Consider the following 19460-nt stretch of genomic DNA (forward strand, 5'->3'; position numbering starts at 1 on the left):
AGCGCCGACGTACTCCTCGGCCCTACCGCTTGATTAGGCGCGCATCTTCTCCCGCGTCTGGAAGCGCTTGCCGGTGGCTGAAGGCAGGGCCAGCGTGACGAGAACGAAGATCGCCGTTGCCAGTTTGAGGTCACTGGGCTGCAGGCCGATGGACAGGCCAAGTGAGACGAGCTGGTAATACACCGCCGCACCCAGCACCGGCGCCAGCAATTGCCGGGTTACCGTATGACGGCCGACAATGGTTTCACCGATCACCAACGACGCAAGGCCGTTGATCAGCACGCCCAGGCCCATGCCGACATCGGCATACCCCTGCAACTGCACGATCAGGGCCCCACCCAGCGCCGTCATGGCATTGGCCAGGGCGAGGCCGACAATGGTGTAGGTCCACAGGTTGATGCCCAGCGACGGCGCGAGGTCTGGATTGACACCCACCACCCGCAAAGCCGCCCCTGCTTGCGTGGTCAGGAACCAGCGCAGCGCCAGCAGCAAGGCAACGACCAGTACGCCGAACACCAGGATCTGCATCCAAACCGTGGTGACGATACCCGGATGGATCATGTTGAAGATGTTGTCGGCGTTGAACAAGGCAGCATTGGACTTGCCCAGGATGCGCAGGTTGATGCTGTAGAGGCCGGTAAAAACCAGGATGCCGGCGAGCAGAGAATTGATGCCGAACCGCAGGTGGATGATCGCTGTGCTGGCGCCGGCCAAGCCACCCGCCGCCACGGCGACAAGTGTCGCCAGGATCGGATTGTAGCCGGCAAGGATCAGCGCCGCGCACACGCATCCGCCGAGCGGAAAGGCCCCCTCGCTGGTGAGGTCGGGAAAGCTGATCAGCCTGAAAGGGATCATGATGCCCAGCACCAGGAACGAATAGATCAGGCTTTGGGCGAAGGTGACCGGGACGAGATTTATGTAGGACGAAATAAAGCTCATCTCAGGCTCCCAGCAGCATGCGGTCGTTGTCGAGCTTGAACTTCTCGATCAGGTCGGCAGGGGTGAGACCGGCTTTCTCGGTTCCGCCGATATCGAGCTTGATCTTGCCGGCATCCATCATGATCAGCCGGTTTCCCGTCTCGATGGCCTGGCGCATATTATGCGTGACCATGAGTGTGGTGATCGCATTGCTGGCGACGGTGTCGAGCGTTGCCGCCATCACTCGGTCGGCTGTGCGCGGGTCGAGCGCCGCTGTATGTTCGTCCAGTAGCAACAGCTTTGGACGCGACAGCGCCGCCATGATCAGCGACAGCGCCTGGCGCTGACCGCCTGACAAGGTCGCGACCACCGCATCGAGGCGGTCTTCCAGCCCCAGTTGCAGGCTGGCCAGCTGCACCCGGTAGAATTCCCGCCGGCGGGCGGAAATCAGCTGGGCAAAGCCATGGCCTTTACCGCGACGCTCGGCCAGCGCCAGGTTTTCCTCGATGGTCATGGCGGCGGCCGTGCCGATCATCGGGTCCTGGAACACGCGGGTGACCAGACCTGCACGTCGGTGTGGTGCGAGGCGGGTAATGTCCTGTCCGTCGAGCACGATCTGGCCGGCATCGACGAAGAAGCTGCCGGCAATGGCGTTGAGCAGCGTCGACTTGCCCGCGCCATTGCTGCCGATTACCACGACAAAATCACCGCGCGACAGCTTCAGGTCCACGCCATCAAGGGCGGGTCGACCGCCGGGCAGCCCGGTCGAGAAGCTCTTCTTCAGGCCCTGGCAGTGGAGCAGAGACGCAGGTGACTGCGTCTCCTTTCTTAGAGGAACGGGTTCGCTCACTTGATGATCCAGGGGCTGTCCTTGAGCGCTTCCGGCAGGGTCAGGCCGACTGCCTCGAGACCCTTGACGCTGATCAGCTTGTCGAAGTCTTCCGGCTGGGGAATATAGGTGGCGATATCGGCCGGCTTTTCGCCTTTGAGGATACGGTCGGCGATGTCGGCCGCATGCTCGCCATTCTTCCAGTAGGAGATGGCGTGGAACCCGGCCAACTGGTCCTTGAGGTCCGGCGCATAAACCGAATTGAACAGCGGCAGCTTGATCCGCTGGGCGGCCTGGGCCACCACTGGCACTGCGGTCTGCACGATGTTGGACTGGATCAGGAAGATAGCATCCACCTGGCCGGCAAAGCTCTGTACGCGCTGCGGCAGATCGTTCTGATTGTCGACCGGCACCGCGACGATTTCGATGCCTGCTTCGGCAGCAGCTTCGTTGATCAGCTTGATATTGGTCGCGTCATTGTCTTCGCCGGGATTGAAGAGCGTACCCACTTTCTTGATGCCGGGAATGACTTCCTTGAGGAAGGACAGAGATTCCTTGAAGTTGGGGAGCATGGCCGCACCGGCACTCCATTCCGAACCGTGCTCCCAGTCGGGCACGATGCCAGCGACGACGGGGTCGACGACGGCGCCGAATACGATGGGGATGGATTTGTCGGTGATGCCGCGCACGGCCGCCTGGTTGAGGCCCGTGGTGATGGCGAAGATCAGCGCCGGCTTCTTGGCTTCGACCTGCTGCAACACCTGCGGGATGAGGCTGCGGTCGAAATTGGCGTGCTGGAAGTCATAGACGACATCAGTGCCCTCGACATAGCCGAGCTCTGTCATCCGGGCCTTGAAGCCATCGGCGGTCTCGGTCAGCGCCGGATGTTCGCCGAAGCTGGCGATGGCGATGAGCTTGGGTTCGGCATGTGCCATTGTGGTAGCGGTCGCAAGGGCAGCGGCAGCCAGAAATAGTCTTTTGAGCAGCATGGTTTTCCCTCCGTGTGCTGTCATTTTGCTGGCGCGATGCGCCAGTTTTCGCGGGCAACGCGGAGAAAGTTCTCTCCGAGAATGCCCTTGATTGCGGGCTCGCCATAGCCAAGGCCGATCAGGGCCTCGACCAGGTCGGGCAGAATTTCGGGTTTCACATCGGCCCAGGGGGGGCGCGGATAGCCGCGCTGCGCCATCATCGGTCCGGCGTCGTAAAGCTTGGTCATGAAGTCCTGGTAGAACACTACGTCGAGCCCCAGCCCCACATGGTCTGGGCCAACCAGTTGCACCACGTGATCGATATGGCGCACCAGCGGCTCGAGGCCGGACTGGTTGTCCTCGGTCAGGAAGGCACCGATAGAATTGATGCCCACCACGCCATTGCGTGCCGCCAGAGCCTTGACCTGTTCGTCGGTCACATTGCGTTCGTGATCTTTAAGCGCGCGCATGCTCGAATGCGAAATGACGATAGGCTTTTCCGACAGCGCGATCATGTCGAGACTGGTCCGGATACCCGCATGCGAAGCGTCGAGCAGCATGCCGCAGCGGTTTGCCTCGGCTACGAAGGCGCGTCCCAGCATGGACAAGCCGGCATCGGACGGTTCGTGGCAGCCATCGCCCAGCGGGTTGCGGGTATTATAGGCCAGGATCATCCAGCGGATGCCCAGCCGGTACCAGAAGTCGATCAGGGCCGGTTCATAGCCAAGCGGACCGGCTCCCTGCAAGTGAAAGCTCACCGCCATCTGCCCATCGGCTTTGGCTGCGACGATGTCATCGGCCGTCTCAATGATCCGGTAGCGCTGCTGCCGCTCGATCCAACGGCGCTGCTGGGCAAAATGCTTGAGCGTCGCTTCGGGCTTGTCCCAATCCGCGCCGATGGTCAGGGATACGAAGGAAAAGCCAGCCTTGTCGAAACGGGTCAGCATTTCCGGCCCGTTATCTAGGCATTCGGGCGTCCAGCCGACCACGCTTTCCCAAACGATCGACTGCGCAATGAGGTCCTTCGCGGACATGGGATCACACTCCGGAAAATGCGGGGAAGCGGCTGAGAGAAAAGGCAGAAATATCGATGGCGCTCTGCCCGGTGGTCACCAGCTGTGCAGCAATCTCGCCGATGGCCGCTGAATGCTTGAAGCCGTGGCCGGAGCAGGGGGACACCACCAGGATCCGCTCATCGTTCGGGTGCCAGTCGATGACGAAGGCGCTGTCCGGGGTTGCGGTGTAAAGGCAGGTCACCGCCTTATGCCGCCGTGCCGACACGCCCTTGAGGCGCGGCGCCAGGTGGCGGACATATTTTTCGTCAGACGCCGAAAGCGGCACGTTGCGGTCCACTTGGTCGGGATCGATGGGGTTGCCATAGGCTTCGTCGGCGATCTTGATGGCGCCCAGCCCTTCGACCTCGGGAAAGCCGTAGAAGAAGTCGTCGGCGCTCTCGCCATGGGGCCAGATAAACACCGGGCCGCTCGCCCATTCCTGCCGCAGCTCCGGTTCGAGTTCGAACCAATGCATGGACTGGCGGGTGGGAGAGAGAATGGTCTCGAACGCGCCGCCTAACAGGCCCGATGCGCCGCTGCCCGCCGAAAGCACTAGCTTCTGGGCCAGGATATCGCCCGACGTGGTCTTGAGCAGGACGCCATCCGGCGTGTGTTCGATGGCGGTGACCTTCGTGTCGAGCACCGTCTCCCCGCCTAGCGCCTTGCCCAGCGTTAACTGGGCGGCAACGCAGCGCTCGGGTTCGACATAGCCGGCTCCCGGCTCGAAATAGCCAATTTCATCGTCGGCGACTGCGAACTGCGGAAAGCGCTGGCGGATCGCATTGGCGTCGAGAATTTCGTGCGGAATGCTGTAGCGGTTGGCCGCCTCGCGCGTACGCTGGATAAAGCCGGTTCGCCCTGGGCGTTCAACGGCATCGTCGGCGCGTGAGATGATGAGGCACCCCACTTCGCTGAGCAGGGTCTGCCCGGTTTGGCCCTCAAGGTCGCGCCAGATTTCGTGGCTGCGGCTGACCAATGGCACATAAGCCATGCCTTCGCCGATGGCGCGCCGGGTGATGCGGCTTTCGCCATGAGTAGATCCATGGGGATGGGGCGGATTGTAGCGGTCAATACCGATGACATCGGCCCCGGCCTTTGCAAGCTGGTAGAATGCCGCGCTCCCCATAGCCCCGAGCCCCAGGACTGCATACTCACAACGACGCATTCTGCCCACCCTCTCGTCACAGCCGAGCGGTCGTCAACCTAGATGCATGCCTCTGCATTGGTATAGACCTAAAATTTTAAGCTCCACCGACCCGTGAGTTTTGTTTTTTGAGCGACCCACTTGGCCGGGGTTTGGTATGCCTAGCGAGCCACAGGCTGAGCGGGTCGTCAATCGCATTTATGTGCGCAATCGGCACTTAAAATAGAAAATATTGCCTTCATTAAATCTCAAAATAGCAAGTGATGCTACGATATGCATCGTGAGTAGAATTTGGTCACTTTTGCGACCTGGCGCCGTCTGTCGCGCTACGCAGCAGAAGCCAACTGCTGCGCGCCGCTTTCCCAGATTGCCTGTCGGCCCTCAGCCATCACCCGTTGGGCGCTTCGACACAAACAATCAGCGATAAGTGCATAGTGCATGCACTGGCTGCATAGCGCCGGATGACGGATTTGCGACGATCCCATGCAGTCCATGAGGGTGGACAAGCAAGGGAACACGAAAATGCGAAAAATCGGAATTGTTGGCGCCGGTCAGGCCGGCCTGCAGCTGGGCCTGGGGCTGCTCAAGAATGGCTACCAGGTGGTCATTACCTCTAACCAGACGCCGGACCAGATCCGCAATGGCCGGGTCACGTCCAGCCAGTGCATGTTTGACCGCGCGCTGGAAAACGAACGCGCCCTGGGCATCGACTTCTGGAAAGACGCGCCGCCCGTGGAGGGAATCCAGTTTTCCCTAGTCCCGGGCGGCCAGACCGCGATGCAGTGGTCGTCCCGCCTCGACAGGCCGGCTCAGTCCATCGACCAGCGTGTGAAGATGCCGCGCTGGATGACAGAATTCGAGAAGGCCGGTGGCGAACTGCGTATCGCCGATGTCGACATGGCCGGGCTGGAAGCGCTCGAGCAGGAATGCGACCTCGTCATCGTCGCCTCGGGCAAGGGTGAGATCGGCAAGCTGTTCCAGCGCGACGAAACGCGCTCGCCTTTCGACAAACCCCAGCGGTCGCTGGCGCTGACCTATGTGCACGGCATGGAGCCGCGCAAGGAGCATTCGGCGGTCAATTTCAACCTGATGCCGGGTGTGGGCGAGTATTTCGTATTCCCGGCGCTGACCCTTAGCGGCCCATGTGAGATCATGGTGTTCGAAGGCATTCCCGGTGGCCCGATGGACAATTGGGCCAATGTGAAGAGCGCGCAGGAGCATCTGGCCGAGAGCCTCCGCATCCTCAAGGAATTCGTGCCCGAGGAATATGCCCGCTCAAAGGATTGCGTGCTGACTGACGACCTCGGCATATTGGCTGGCCGCTTCCCGCCCACCGTGCGCAAGCCGGTTCTGGCGCTGCCCAATGGCGCTGTGGCACTGGGTATGGGCGACTCGGTCTGCCTTAACGACCCGATCACCGGCCAAGGTTCCAACAATGCCAGCCACTGCGCGGCGGCCTATCTCACTGCGATTCTCGAGCATGGCGATCGTCCCTATGACGCCGCCTTCATGCAGGCGACGTTTGATCGCTACTGGGATTACGCCCAGTTCGTCGTTGGCTGGACCAACAACATGCTGCTGCCGCCGCCCGAGCACATGGTCAAGATTCTCGGCACGGCACAGCAGAACCAGAAGGTGGCCCACTGGTTCGTCAACGGCTTCAACGACCCCCGCACCTACTTCCCGACCATCACTGACCCGGCGCTCACCGACGCCTTCTTGGCTGAGGCCATGGGAGCAGCAGCATGAGCGAACCCATCAGCAATATCGACCCGGCGCAATTGCGCCGGGCCTTTGGAATGTTCGCCACCGGCGTGCTGATCGTCACCACCCGCTGGGGCGAGCGCATCCACGGCATGACGGCGAATTCGTTCACCTCGGTCTCGCTCAACCCGCCACTGGTCCTAATCTGCATCGACCACAAGGCGTCGATGAAACAGGCGCTGCATGATAGCGGCCATTATGGTCTCTCGGTGCTAGCGCATGACCAGCAGCATCTGTCCCGTCACTTCTCGTCGCGAGGCAGTTCTGATCTGGAGGTCAGCTTTGACGAGCTTGGCGGCATGCCGGTGGTGCAAGGGGCGCTGGCCCAGTTCTCCTGCCGTATCACCCAGGCGCCCGATGCTGGCGACCATCTGATCTTCATCGGCGAAGTCACCGACTACAAGCACAATACCGGCGAGCCGTTGCTCTACTTCGGCGGCGGTTACAAGCAATTGCACAAACCCCAGCTGATGGAGGCCTGCCAATGAGCGAGTTCGAAGGAAAGGTGGCAATCGTCACGGGTGGCGCGGCCAGCATTGGCCTCGATATCACCAAGGGCCTCGTGGAAGCCGGCGTAAAGGTCGTGGTTGGAGCACGCAGCCGCGAGGCCGGCGATGCTGTAGCCAGGCAGTTCGGCGACAAGGTGCGCTATGTGGCTGCCGACATCCGCAAGGACGAAGACCTCGATGCCCTCGTTGCTGCGGCCGCGGAATGGGGTCGGCTCGACATCGTCGTCAACAATGCCGCCGTCTATGACGACAATGGTGCTCAGTCGAGCCGCGAGTCCTGGCTCAATACGCTGAACACCAATGTGGTCTCGAGCGCGCTGCTGTCGGAAAAAGCGCGGCCGCATCTTGCGAAGCAGGGGGGCTCGATCGTCAACATCTCCTCGATCAGCGCCTATGCGGCTCAGTCCGGCCGCTGGACTTACCCGGTCTCCAAGGCAGCCATTTTGCACCTGACACACTCGCAGGCGCTGGATTATGCCAAGGACGGTATCCGGTCCAATAGCATCATTCTCGGCTGGACCTGGAGCGATCCCATTGCCGGCCTGTCCGGTAACGATCAGGAAAAGGCCGACAGTGTCGGCGCAAATTTCCACATCCTGGGGCGAGTCGGTCGCGGGCCGGAAGCGGCAGCGGCGGTACTGTTCCTGTCATCCAAGGCAGCCAGCTTCACCACCGGCTCTGAACTCAAGGTCGATGGCGGCTACACGGCGCTGGGTCCGGAAGGTCCGGGGCAGGCCATTGCCCTGCTCACTGGCGGCAGCGCCTCCGTCCGCTGAACCATGTGGCCGGCCCAGCGCATCAGCGATAAGGGCCGGCCCAATCCAGCATCAGCGGCGGCGGCGTGTTTCCGACGGCGACTCGCCGAACGTCGCCTTGTAAAGCGCCGCGAAGCGCCCCAGTTGATAGAAGCCCCATTGTGTGGCCACGGACGTAACCGTTTCCTCGTCCCCGCCTGTGAGCAACTGCTCCCGCACCCGATTGAGGCGTACCATGCGCAAATGGGCCAGCGGCGAGGTGCCGCGAAAGCGACGGAAACCATCGAACAGCGCGCGTCCGCTGACGCCGCTCACCGCGATCAGGTCCTGAAGGTCGAGCGGCTTGTCCGCATTCTCCTCGATAAAGCCCTCCACCAAGCGCACATGTCGCGGCGCGATGGCGTTGCTGCGCTGGGCCAGCCTGGCGGTGAAATTGTTGGCCTGATGTTCGAGCAGGCTCACCATGAGCAGCGATTCCTGCAGGCTCGCCGCCAGCGGATTGGGCGGCTCTTCGGAAAGCTCCAACCCGTCCATCAGCAGGTTCACCATGCGCCACCAATGCGCGCTCGCACCCTGCACCGGCATAGCCAGGTCGAAGCGGACGCCCTTGGCTGGTGCGCCACCGAGCATGGCCGACAATTGCTGCTCAAGTGCCCCGCGATCGATGCGCACCATCAATTTGGCGCAGTCGGCACTCCAGCGCATGCGCGTGGCATCATCTGGGTTGAGGACTGTCGCCTGTGCGGAAGACGCCTCGGCCTCATGACGCCCTTGCTTGATCCGCGCCTGGCCGGAATAGGGGAGCATCAGCAGAAAAAAGTCATCGAGGGCGCCCGGTTCGATCTCGACGTCCGCGCCATAGCTCATCGCGCCCACCGCGATGGCTCCGGTTCGCGCCATGGTCTGCCACGCCCCGACGGTACGGGCGCCGGAGAGAGGACGCAGACGATGGTCACAATAAACGCGGGCGACCTGTTCTCTCGCCTCGTCCACATCGGTGGTGGAGAAGCGTTCATAGCGGGCGAGCGGTTGCTGCAAAGCAGTCATCGACGTCACTCCCGTTCCGGCCCGCGAGCAGTGCCGGAAAACAGTTTAAGCCTAAACATTAAACAGTGCCCGCGTCATGCGCAAGAGCTGTGCAGGTCACGCTCACTTGCCCGCCAGATACTGGGCCAGCATGAATCCCGAGCCGACGCCGGTTCCGGCGCCCGGCCAGGTCGAAGCGCCTACCTGATAGAGGTCGGACAGTGGTGTCTTCCAGCGCGACCAGCCGGGCATGGGTCGGAACAGGAAATTCTGGTCCAGGTGGTGGCTGCCGGAGAGGCTGTCGCCGCCCACCAGGTTGGGGTTCATCCACTCGAGATCGAGCGGGGACTGCACTGCCATGCCCAGTATCTTGCCGCGAAGTCCCGGCGCATACCGTTCGATCAGGTCGATGGCGCGCTCGGCATAGGGCCCCTTGGCTTGATCCCAATTCCGGGCGCTGATCTTTCCGGCTGCGTCGCTGGCAATATCGTAGGGCAGGGTGCGGACCTGCACCCAAAGGACATGCTTGCCCTCTGGCGCGCGGCTGGGATCGAGGGCCGTCGGTTGGCCGACGACGAGGACAGGCTCGTCGGGCAAAAGTCCAGAGATAGACTGCTGATAGACGCGCGACATGGTCGCATAATCCGGCGCCAGATGCACATAGGCGAAGCGCTTGAGGTCCTCGCCGGCTTGCCAATCCGGCAGGCTGTCGAGCGCCATATGGATCATCATCGTACCGGGACCGGCGCGGAACTTGCTCGCCGGGGCGGTGAACCGCGTAGGCAGGTCGGGAGCAAGGCGGATGAGGTGGCGCGGATGAAGATTGGCAATGACGGCTCGGCCGGCGCTGATTTCGCGGCCATCGCTCAGCCGTACACCAACAGCCTTGCCGTTACGCGTGGTGATGGCGGTGACCTCGGCATTGCATTCGATTCGACCGCCCCTGGCCCCGATGACGCCGCACATGGCGCGGATGACGGCATCGGCGCCGCCTTTGCCGAGCACCATCCCAAACGCCTGGTTGGCCATGCTTTCGAGATAGGGGAATACCGCGCCGCCGGCGATGTCGGGACCGAAGTCGAGATGCATGCCCCAGGCGGCCATCATGGCGCGCAATTGCGGGCTTTCGAAATGCCTGTCGAGATAGTTGCGCGGCGAGGAGACCAGCATGCCTGCCATGTCCCGCATCCAGTCCAGCCCTTTTTCGCGCCAGGCCCTAAACATCAGCTTGACCACGGCAAGCGACGGCATCGGCTTGCCGAGAAGACCGCCGATATAGGCAGCATCCGAGGGAAAGCTTGCTGCCATCGCGCGCCAGGCGGCTGCGTCAGCGCTGGAAAACTCCGCAATGCGCGCACTTGTCGCCGCAAGGTCGGTGCTGACGCCCAGCCATCGACCATCGACGAAAGGGGTGGCGAAGCTGTCCGCTACGCCGACGAAGTCCAGCCCCTGCGCGTGCAACGCCTGCTTGTGGGTGGCGTAAAAGGCAGAGCCCGCAAACATGGACAGGTTCATGGCGCAGAGGTCGTGCCGGAAGCCGGGCAGGGTTGCCTCCTCGGTGCGCACCGCGCCGCCGGGGGCATCGGCCTTTTCCAGCACCAGCACGCTCCAGCCTCGCTCGGCCAGGTGGGTGGCGGCTGCCAGCCCGTTCACGCCCGCGCCAACGACAATGGCGTCTACCTGCTGCATGGCCACTTCTCCCCGCGTCAACCAACAAGGAGTGCAGCCTGTCACAATAAATATGCATATGTCGATATTTTCGACCTAAAATATCTTTCCAAAGCCTGTAATGCAGGTATTCTATGGTCAGGAAACTCCATGCAGTTGCCTGATAAAGTGCCCGCGGGGGAGACGCGGGTGGGAACGCAGTTTACGCAAGCCTCACGAGGAAAATCCGCCATGAGCTCACTTCAAGCCCTTGCCAACGTCGCCGGCGCCCTGGCGTCCGGCGCCATCGAAATCGTCGACCTGACCGCTCCGCTGGGGCCGAATACCCCGGTTCTCTATCTGCCGCCCGACTTTGCCAAGAACACGCCCGCGTTCAAGATGCACAAGATCTCGGCCTATGACCAGGACGGTCCCTGGTGGGCCTGGGGTTGGATGGAACTCGGTGAACATACCGGCACCCATTTCGACGCCCCCAGCCACTGGATTTCCGGCAAGGACGTGCCGAACAATTCGACCGACACCATTTCTCCACAGACCTTTGTGGCGCCGGTAGTCGTCATCGATAAGTCCAAGGAAGTCGCTGCCAATCCCGATTTTCTGCTGACTGCCGATGACATCAAGGCCTGGGAAGCCGAGCACGGCGCCATTCCCAAGGGCGCCTGGGTCGTACTGCGGTCAGACTGGTATCCGCGCAATGTCAGCACCGAGCAGTTCCTCAATGCCGATGAGAACGGCCCGCACACGCCGGGGCCGAGCGTCGATGCCGTCAAATACCTTGTCGAAAAGCAAGTTCTGGGCTGGGGCAATGAATGCGTCGGCACCGACGCCGGCGCGGCCGCGACATTTGATCCGCCATTCCCGGCCCATGCCCTGTTGTTGGGCGCCGGCGCCTACGGCCTGGCCAGCCTCGTCAACCTCGACAAGCTTCCGGCAACCGGCGCGCTGCTGGTCGTCGCTCCGCTGAAGATTGTCGGCGGCACCGGCAGCCCGGTGCGCTGCTTCGCGCTCGTCCCGCGCGGCTAAGCAAACAGGGAGAGGTGGATCATGAGCCAGCTCGATTACATCGTTGTCGGCAGCGGCATCAATTCGCTAGTTGCCGCCGCCATGTTGGGCAAGAAGGGCAACAAGGTGCTCGTACTCGAGCGCAATGCTGTCCCGGGTGGCTGCCTGCGCACCGAAGAGGCAACGGTTCCAGGGTTCGTCCATGACGTCATGGCGACTACCTTCGTGCTCTTCACCACCTCTCCAGCCTTTGCCGCGCTGGGCCCAGATCTCGCCCGGCACGGCCTCGAATTTTGCAACACCAAGGCACCCACCGGCGTGGTGCTCCCAGATGGTCGCCATCTGATATTGACCGGTGACCGTGCCGCCAACATCGCCGCTTTCGACGCCGCAGCCGCCGGCGATGGCGCCAGCTTCCAGCGCGAGATGGATCGCTTCGGCGCCAATGCTGGCTTTGTCTTCGGCCTGTTGGGAGGCCAACTCTGGTCGCTCGCGACTATGAAACTGGTGGCGCGTGAAGCCTGGAAACGCGGGCTGCGGGGTCTTGCCAGCTTCTTCGGCGAGGCGCTGGTCTCGGCGCGCCCCTATCTTGAAACGCGCTACCGCTCGGAACTGGTACGGGCTCTGTTTGCACCCTGGGTGCTGCATTGCGGGCTCAACCCGGACAACACCTATTCCGGCGAAATGCTCAAGGTCATCGGCTTTGCGCTGGAAATGGCCGGCGCCCCCATCGCTAGGGGAGGCGCCATCAATGCGGTGCGCGCCTTCGAAGGCCTGATCGCCGAACAGGGTGGCGCGGTGCGCACCGGCTCCGAAGTTGCCGAGATCACCATCGATGCAAATGGGCGCGCCAGTGGTGTCCGCCTGGCCAATGGTGAGGTCCTGACGGCGCGAAAGGGCGTCATCTGCTCGGTCGCGCCGGGTCAGCTCTATGGCAAGCTGCTGCCGGCTGCCAAGGTACCAGCGGAAGTCGCTGAAGGCGTCGCCAATTATCGCTATGGCAAGGGCGACATGCAGATCCATTACGCGCTCAAAGGCAGGCCGCAATGGGCGGCCGAAGGAATGGCTGACGTCGCTCTGATCCATTTGACGCCGGGGCTCGACGGCGTGTCGCGCGCCGCCAACGAAGCCGAGCGCGGTCTATTGCCTGCCGTCCCCACGATCTGCGTGGGACAGCCTGCAGCCCTCGACCCTAGCCGTGCGCCCGAGGGGCAATCCATCCTCTGGCTGCAACTGCCCGAAGCGCCTAGACAGATTCTCGGCGACGCAGCGGGCGAAATCGCTGTTGATGCTGATGGCCGCTGGACCGAAGCCGTGCGCGAGGCCTTTGCCGCCCGTGTTGAAGCCATCCTTCGCCGGCACATCGTCAACTTCGACGAGATCGTCATCAAGCGCCGTAGTTATTCGCCGGCCGACCTCGAGTCGATGAACGTCAATCTGGTGGGCGGCGATCCCTATGGCGGCTATTGTGGCATAGACCAGTTCTTCATCTGGCGACCCTTGAAGAACACCGTCAACCATAATACCCACGTGCCTGGGCTCTATCACATTGGTGCGGCGACGCATCCGGGGCCGGGACTGGGTGGAGGCTCCGGCTTCCTGCTGGCCAAGGCCCTTCGTTAATCACCAGCCAAGGGTGACTGCGTGCCAAAGCACCTCATGGGCTCGTTGCGCGAGCCGGAAGATACCAGCCGAATCCCCAGCCTGGGTGAAATCGGGCTCAACCAGTTCGCGCCATTCCTGATCAATCGCATTTCGGTGACCTACAACACGTTCCTGCAGGAGCGGCTGAAGTCCTATGATCTGACGACGCCCAAAATGCGCGCGCTGCTGTTGCTCACTATTTCGCCGGGCCTGACGGTCAATGACCTGTCCTATCTGGCGGTGGTCGAGCAGTCGACAATGAGTCGCAACCTGGATGCACTCGAAACCCAGGGCTATGTCCGTCGGCAGTCCCGCGCCGACGACATGCGCGTGCGCGAGCTTCATATCACCGAAGAGGGTAGGGCGGCGGTGCAGGATTTCTGGCCGGTGCTCTACCAGCTCTATGCCGATCTGTTCGAAGGCGTGCCGGCCGACGAGTATGACCGCTTCGTCGATACCTTGCACAAGGTCATGCGGAACATGCTCAAGATTGCGTCCGGCGAGTCCAAAGAGGACACGCCGGACTGATCGCACAAGGCCTATGCTGCCTCGGAAAAGCTGTGGATCGTCGCCAGCGCACCGTCGAGCGTATTGCCAGCCTCGTCTGCCAGTGCGGCCTCCACCAGCCGCCCCAACCACACGCCGCCATCGGCGCGATCGGCAAGCAGCGGCACCGCCGACATGACCTTGTCGAACTTGGTCTGGCCACGCGCATGGGTATCCGAATAGCCCTTGATCAGCCGCCGAGCGCCCAGCGCCGCGGTGGCGAGATCGTAATTTGTCGGCAAGACACCGTTCGCCACATCGAGCCAACGGGCGATATGGGCCATTTCCATGTCATGGCGCAGCATGCCGCGCCGCATGGGCTTCAGCGCCGAGACGAAATAGAGCCCGGCAAACCAGAAAAGCGTGCCGGTGTTGACGTGGCGGCCCTTGCTGACGAAGCGATCCAGGCCCTCATAGAGCCCCTTATTGCCGGTCAGCCAGCGGCCGATCCCGGCAGGCAAGGCGCCGGCCACTTCTTCCATGCGCGGATGCATGTATTCAGTGGTGTAAACCACCTGTTCGGCCTTGGCGCCAATCTCCTTGCGCACGCGCTCGAAGCGGGTGGCGCGGGTCTTTAGGTCGGCGACGCGCACGACATCGTCATAGGCCATCGCATTAGCGAGATATTTGGCCGCCGCCTGAGTAAAGGCGAAATCCCGCGCAGCCCCGCCAGCCTTCATATCAAGGTCATGCAGCGCGATCAGGCGGTCGAGATATTCGTCGCCATAACGGGGGTCCTGCCAGTCGACCACCTTTTTGAGGCCGGCAAAGGCAATGGCCTGCGCGCTGTCTGGCAGCGTTGAGCGCAGCCGGTTCAGCAGCGCATCGAGCTTGGGATGGCCGGCACTGGCTGGCAAGACTGCGGCCGTGACGGCGGGCTTGCGGCTCACTGGGTCAGTTGCGCCCCCTTCAGCACGATCGAACGCAGCGGCGAAGGCGCGCAAACTGGCTTCCACGCCCTTGCCACCGGCCCGAACCGCATTCTCGAACGCGGTGCGCGAAAATGGCAGCACGCCAGCGCCGGCCAATGCCCCGAACATGGCTGACGAAATGACGCTGCCATTCTTTTCAGCCAGCGTCTGCATGTCGAAGACGATGCTCTTTCGCGCCGCGATTCCAGACGCTTCCGCGACCTTTTGCGGGTCGCCGGTGCCGTCGCCCGGCACTTCCTTTTCGCCCACGGCATAGGACCGGTGGGTCGAGGCAATCAGAGTAGTCTTTTTCGGCGTAACCAGTCCGCGCATCATCGAGCGACCGGCTTCCATGAACTCGGCTGCCAGCACGATATCCACATCACCCTGCGTCGGCATCAGCGACAGCACCGGCATCTTGCCCTCGGCGCTTGGTCGCAGCAACTCGACATAATAGATGGTCGCGCCTGTACGCTGCGCCACGCCGGGAACCGAGGTCGACTGGGCGGCCCAGCCCTCGGCCTCGGCCATGGAGACGATCCAGTCGGCCAAGACGCCGCCGCCCTGTCCGCCCATGGCGAGAATGGCGATGGCAATGGGTTTTTCGAAGGTCGGGGTCATGTGTGCGTTCATTATTCCCACCTCAGACAAAAGCCACGCGCTTGGCGGCGCGGCGGGACTGGAAGAAGCCGATCACGGCGGAGCGGAAGCGCGAGACGAAACGGTCCCAGCCGGTGGGATTATAGATGATATCGGCGCGATAAAAGGACGGGCAAAGCACAGCGGCCTCCGAGACTTCCCCGCAATTGCCGCAACCGACACAGGAATTGTCAATGGAGGCCACCGGATCGTCGCGCAGCGGATCGTCGAGATGCTTGAGCGACAGCGACGGGCAGCCGGACAGGCGAATGCAGGCGTGATCGCCGGTGCAGGTGTCCTCGTCGACTCCAAAACGCTGGCGCACCATGCGCTTGCCATCCTTGACGCTCTTGGAAAACAGCGGCTTTTCGCGCCGCTGCTTGTTGAGCATGCATTCGGACGAGGCGACGATGACCTTGGGGCCTTCGACATCGGAGGTCAGCGCTTCCTTCAGCGTATCGCGCATCTTCGACACGTCATAGGTGCGGTCGATCTGGCGGACCCATTTCGCGCCGATGCCCTGGACGGCCTTGGTGATGGAATTGTTGGTTGAGCGCAGCGGGTTCTGGGCGCGTGAGGACAGGATATCCTGCCCGCCGGTCGCCGCCGAATAATGGTTGTCGACGATCATGATGACGCCGTCATGCTTGTTGTAGACGGCATTGCCCACGCTGGTATTGAGCCCATTATGCCAGAAACCGCCATCACCCATCACCGAGATGGGGCGTTTGCCGGCCGGCACGTTGAAGGCCGACGCGGATGCTGGGCCCAAGCCATAGCCCATGGTGCTGCCGCCTATATTGAAGGGCGGCAGGATGGAGAACAGATGGCAGCCGATATCAGCAGAGATGTGGTGCTGACCCAGCTCCTTTTCGACCAGCTTCATCGCCGCAAAGATCGGACGTTCCGGACACCCAGTGCAGAAGCCGGCTGGGCGGGCCGGAACCACTTCTGCCAGGGCCTTGACCTCGGGGCTCGACAGCACCGCATCGGCGCTTGGCAAAGGCGGGCGATTGCCAAGCATCGGCGGTTCGAATTCCTCGAGGAAGGACTGGATGCCCTTCATCAGCACGCCAGCTGTGTAGTCGCCGCCCATCGGCAGGCGATCCTTGCCGGCCACCCGGGTCTGTACGTCCTTGCGGCGCAGCGCCGTGTTTACCGCCTGCTCGAGATAGTCGGGATGACCTTCCTCGACCATCAGCACTGCGCGCTTGCTCTGGCAGAAGCGCACCACTTCGTCGTCGAGCAGGGGATAGGTGACATTCAGCACATAGAGCGGCACAGCCGTGTTGCCATAGCTGTCGGCCAGACCTAGCAACTGCAGCGCACGGATAACCGAATTATACATTCCGCCCTGCATCACGATGCCAACCGGACCATCTTCGGGTCCGAAGAACTCGTTGAGCTGACGCTCGCGGATGAAATCGAGCGCGGCGGGCCAACGCTTTTCCAGCTTTTCCTTGTCATGCACGGTGATCGACTGCGGTGGCAGCACGATGCGATTGAGGTCGCGCACCGGGTTTTCCAGGGCCTCCTTCAGCGTGTAGCTTGGTTTTCTGTTGTCCTTGGCGACGAACTGACCATGGACATGGCAGGCGCGGATGCGCACTTGCAGCATGACGGGGGTATTGGAGGCCTCGGACAGCTCGAACCCGTCCTCGACGGCCTTGACGATGGATTCAAGGTTCGGCCGCGGATCGAGCAGCCACATCTGTGACTTCATCGCAAAGGCGTGGCTGCGCTCCTGCGGAATCGACGATCCCTCGCCATAGTCCTCGCCCAAGATGATTAGGGCGCCACCCTTGACGCCGGATGAGGCCAGGTTGGTGAGCGCGTCGGAAGCCACATTGGTGCCGGCGGTGGACTTCCAGGTGACGGCGCCGCGCAGCGGATAATTGATCGAGGCTGCCAACATGGCCGCAGCTGCTGCCTCTGAGGCCGAGGATTCGAAGTGAACGCCCAAATCGTCGAGCACCGGCTTGGCATCGGCCAGCACATCCATGAGGTGCGAAATCGGTGACCCCTGATAGCCTCCGACATAGGAGACGCCCGACTGCAGCAGCGCCTTGGTTATGGCGAGAATGCCTTCGCCGCGAAAAATGTCGCCCGCGCCGAGCTTGAGGTCTTCGACCTCCCGCGCGAATGATCTCTCTGCCATCGTCGTTCTCCCAACCTTGGCGACTGCCCTTTTCTAGCCCCCTCAGGCCGCAAACGGGCATTGATATATGCAAATGCATATTTAAATAGATCAGCCCCTCTGTCAATTGGCCAGTTTTCTGCTCTGGGCTATGGGGCGAAATCAGCATTAACCGCTTGAAAAACCGTCAGTCTTAGTACGATGGAGCCCTCAAGGGGCAGCTGCCACATTAACATGACAGAAAACATCAGAATAAATGCGCGTCGCTTAGGCAGGCGCTTTTACTTGCCTAAAATATGGAAATAGCCCCTAGATGCATGCAAAGGAATATGTTTAGGTATGAAGTATAAGTCGGTGCGCTGAGGGGCTAGCCGACTTAAGGGAACGCATAGAGGGAATACAAATATGCTGTCACGCCGTTCATTCTTGGCGGCCGGTTCGGCCGGGCTTGTCGCAGCTGCTCTTGCAGGCACCTTGCCGGGCCTGGCGCAGGATGCCGATACGCTGACCATCGCCTTCAACGTCAATCTGCCCAGCTTTGACCCCACGACCGGGGCCTCCGCCGTCAACCCGACCATCCAGGCGATCTACCGCACTGTATTCGACCAGTATATCGGGCAGGCGCCCGATCTGCAGTTCGTTCCTGGTCTGCTGACCGACTGGGGCTTCAATGACGACAAGACCAAGGTTTGGTTCGACGTCCGCGAGGGCGTGACCTGGCATGATGGCAGCCCACTGACTCCCGATGACGTGGTCTGGTCGCTGACGCGCGCCGCCGATCCGGCCAATGGCAACCCGGTCTCCGGCGTTTGGGCTTCGATCGGCAATTTCAGCGTCACCGGCAACCGCATCGATGGCGACGTCGTGGCCTTCGATCCCACCATCTTCAAGTGGATGGCCTTCCTTACGGGCTACGTGCTGCCCAAGGCCTATTACGAGAAGGTCGGTGCTGAAGGCTTTGAGCGCGCACCCATCGGTACCGGTCCCTATATGGTGGACGCCTTTGAAAGCAACGGCTTCCTGCGGCTCAAGGCCAACGATGCTTATTGGGGCGAAAAGCCCAATTTCCGCACCGTCATCTTCAAGTTCGTGACCGATGCCACGAGCCGCGCCGCCGAAGTGGAAAGCGGCGCCGCCGATGTGACGCTGGAAGTCTCCTATGAGGACTTCGACCGCCTGCGCGTCAGCGAAGGCCTGGGCGGGGTTGCCGTGCCGATTTCCGATATCGGCATGATCTTCCTCAACAATATCGACGCCATGCTCGACAAGAATGTGCGTCTGGCTGCCCACCACGCTATCGACAAGAAGGCGATCATCGATCGCTTGCTTCGCGGCTATGGTATTCCCATCGACACGTTGCAGGCCCCCGAATACGAGGCTTACGACGCTTCTATCGTCGTGGGCTACGATGAGGCCAAAGCCAAGGAATTGCTGGCCGCCAGCGGCTTCTCACCGGAAAACCCGGTCAAGTTCGCCATCCAGACCACCCGCGGGCTGAAGCCCAAGGACTATGAGATGGTCCAGGCTATTGTCGGCATGTGGCGCAAGGTCGGCATCGAGGCCGAGATCGAGGTCTACGAGATCGCCAAGCATTATGAGCTGCGTGCCGCCGACCAGCTGGCGCCGGCCGCCTTCTACAACTGGGGCGATGCCATCGGCGATGCCTCCGCCTCGACCGGCTTTGCCATGTTCGGGCCGTCGCCGCACTCGGTTTGGGACACCGAAGATCTCGACGCCATGATCGCCCCGCTCTGGACCGAGAAGGACGAAGCCAAGCGCATGGCCGGGTGGAAGGCCGTGGACAAATACATTGCCGAAGAAGGCTATGTGATCCCACTGCTGCAATATGTGCAGCCGATTCTGTTCAAGGCTGGGCTCAAGGTTATCCCGAATACTTCGGGCGCCTTGCAGCCGTCGCTCATCTCTCGCGTCTGATCCAATCGGC

At 61.9% G+C, this 19460-nt stretch carries 16 protein-coding genes; 7 read left to right on the plus strand and 9 right to left on the minus strand.

The features are described 5' to 3' along the window. Window positions 1-33 precede the first annotated feature (33 nt). Genes BGO80_RS16950 through solA form a run of 5 tightly spaced genes read right to left on the minus strand, consistent with a single transcriptional unit; the run spans window position 34 to window position 4935 of the window. Window positions 34-939: an ABC transporter permease gene (locus tag BGO80_RS16950; protein ID WP_286722484.1), complete on the minus strand. Its 906-nt coding sequence runs from the start codon at window positions 937-939 to the stop codon at window positions 34-36. A 1-nt stretch (window position 940) separates the two neighbouring features. Further along, a complete protein-coding gene (locus tag BGO80_RS16955) occupies window positions 941-1720 on the minus strand; it encodes an ABC transporter ATP-binding protein (RefSeq protein ID WP_286723068.1) in 780 nt (259 codons plus the stop codon). Window positions 1721-1764: 44 nt separating this feature from the next. Further along, a complete protein-coding gene (locus tag BGO80_RS16960) occupies window positions 1765-2736 on the minus strand; it encodes an ABC transporter substrate-binding protein (RefSeq protein WP_164550353.1) in 972 nt (323 codons plus the stop codon). 20 nt (window positions 2737-2756) lie between these two features. Next, window positions 2757-3749, minus strand: a complete 993-nt coding sequence (locus BGO80_RS16965; RefSeq protein WP_286722486.1) for a dipeptidase — start codon at window positions 3747-3749, stop codon at window positions 2757-2759. A gap of 4 nt (window positions 3750-3753) precedes the next feature. Next, on the minus strand, window positions 3754-4935 hold the full coding sequence (solA, locus tag BGO80_RS16970; RefSeq protein WP_286722488.1) for an N-methyl-L-tryptophan oxidase: 1182 nt from the start codon (window positions 4933-4935) through the stop codon (window positions 3754-3756). Window positions 4936-5436: 501 nt separating this feature from the next. Between solA and BGO80_RS16975 the strand changes: the two genes are divergently transcribed. The 3 genes from BGO80_RS16975 to BGO80_RS16985 are packed head-to-tail and all read left to right on the plus strand — an operon-like array spanning window position 5437 to window position 7963. Continuing rightward, a complete protein-coding gene (locus BGO80_RS16975) occupies window positions 5437-6663 on the plus strand; it encodes a styrene monooxygenase/indole monooxygenase family protein (RefSeq protein ID WP_286722490.1) in 1227 nt (408 codons plus the stop codon). After that, a complete protein-coding gene (locus tag BGO80_RS16980) occupies window positions 6660-7166 on the plus strand; it encodes a flavin reductase family protein (RefSeq protein WP_286722492.1) in 507 nt (168 codons plus the stop codon). Before BGO80_RS16975 ends, BGO80_RS16980 begins: the two co-directional genes overlap by 4 nt. Beyond that, entirely contained in the window at window positions 7163-7963 is an 801-nt protein-coding gene (locus tag BGO80_RS16985; protein WP_286722493.1) for an SDR family oxidoreductase, read from the plus strand. Before BGO80_RS16980 ends, BGO80_RS16985 begins: the two co-directional genes overlap by 4 nt. Window positions 7964-8014: 51 nt before the next feature. On the opposite strand, the gene BGO80_RS16990 is transcribed toward BGO80_RS16985, so the two are convergent. Then, window positions 8015-8989, minus strand: a complete 975-nt coding sequence (locus tag BGO80_RS16990) for an AraC family transcriptional regulator (RefSeq protein WP_286722494.1) — start codon at window positions 8987-8989, stop codon at window positions 8015-8017. 102 nt (window positions 8990-9091) lie between these two features. Then, window positions 9092-10657 (minus strand): phytoene desaturase family protein, encoded by a 1566-nt coding sequence (locus BGO80_RS16995; RefSeq protein WP_286722496.1) that lies wholly within the window; start codon window positions 10655-10657, stop codon window positions 9092-9094. Between the two features lie 210 nt (window positions 10658-10867). Here BGO80_RS16995 and BGO80_RS17000 point away from each other — a divergent pair, with 210 nt between their 5' ends. From BGO80_RS17000 to BGO80_RS17010, 3 genes are read left to right on the plus strand one after another with little or no spacing between them, the layout of a single operon-like run. Continuing rightward, complete coding sequence (locus BGO80_RS17000) at window positions 10868-11659, plus strand: cyclase family protein (RefSeq protein WP_126150591.1); 792 nt, start codon at window positions 10868-10870, stop codon at window positions 11657-11659. 21 nt (window positions 11660-11680) lie between these two features. Then, on the plus strand, window positions 11681-13261 hold the full coding sequence (locus tag BGO80_RS17005) for a phytoene desaturase family protein (protein WP_286722498.1): 1581 nt from the start codon (window positions 11681-11683) through the stop codon (window positions 13259-13261). 21 nt (window positions 13262-13282) lie between these two features. Beyond that, complete coding sequence (locus BGO80_RS17010; protein ID WP_223214182.1) at window positions 13283-13810, plus strand: MarR family winged helix-turn-helix transcriptional regulator; 528 nt, start codon at window positions 13283-13285, stop codon at window positions 13808-13810. An 11-nt stretch (window positions 13811-13821) separates the two neighbouring features. On the opposite strand, the gene BGO80_RS17015 is transcribed toward BGO80_RS17010, so the two are convergent. Next, entirely contained in the window at window positions 13822-15372 is a 1551-nt protein-coding gene (locus BGO80_RS17015) for an indolepyruvate oxidoreductase subunit beta family protein (protein WP_286722501.1), read from the minus strand. 10 nt (window positions 15373-15382) lie between these two features. Next, the gene (locus BGO80_RS17020) at window positions 15383-17536 is read right to left on the minus strand and encodes a ferredoxin family protein (RefSeq protein WP_286722502.1); all 2154 of its coding nucleotides are present in this window, start codon (window positions 17534-17536) and stop codon (window positions 15383-15385) included. 384 nt (window positions 17537-17920) lie between these two features. Between BGO80_RS17020 and BGO80_RS17025 the strand changes: the two genes are divergently transcribed. Further along, window positions 17921-19450: an ABC transporter substrate-binding protein gene (locus BGO80_RS17025; RefSeq protein WP_286722505.1), complete on the plus strand. Its 1530-nt coding sequence runs from the start codon at window positions 17921-17923 to the stop codon at window positions 19448-19450. Window positions 19451-19460: the final 10 nt, after the last annotated feature.

This window comes from Devosia sp. 63-57 (genome assembly GCF_001899045.1).
GTDB classification, from domain to species: Bacteria; Pseudomonadota; Alphaproteobacteria; order Rhizobiales; family Devosiaceae; genus Devosia; species Devosia equisanguinis.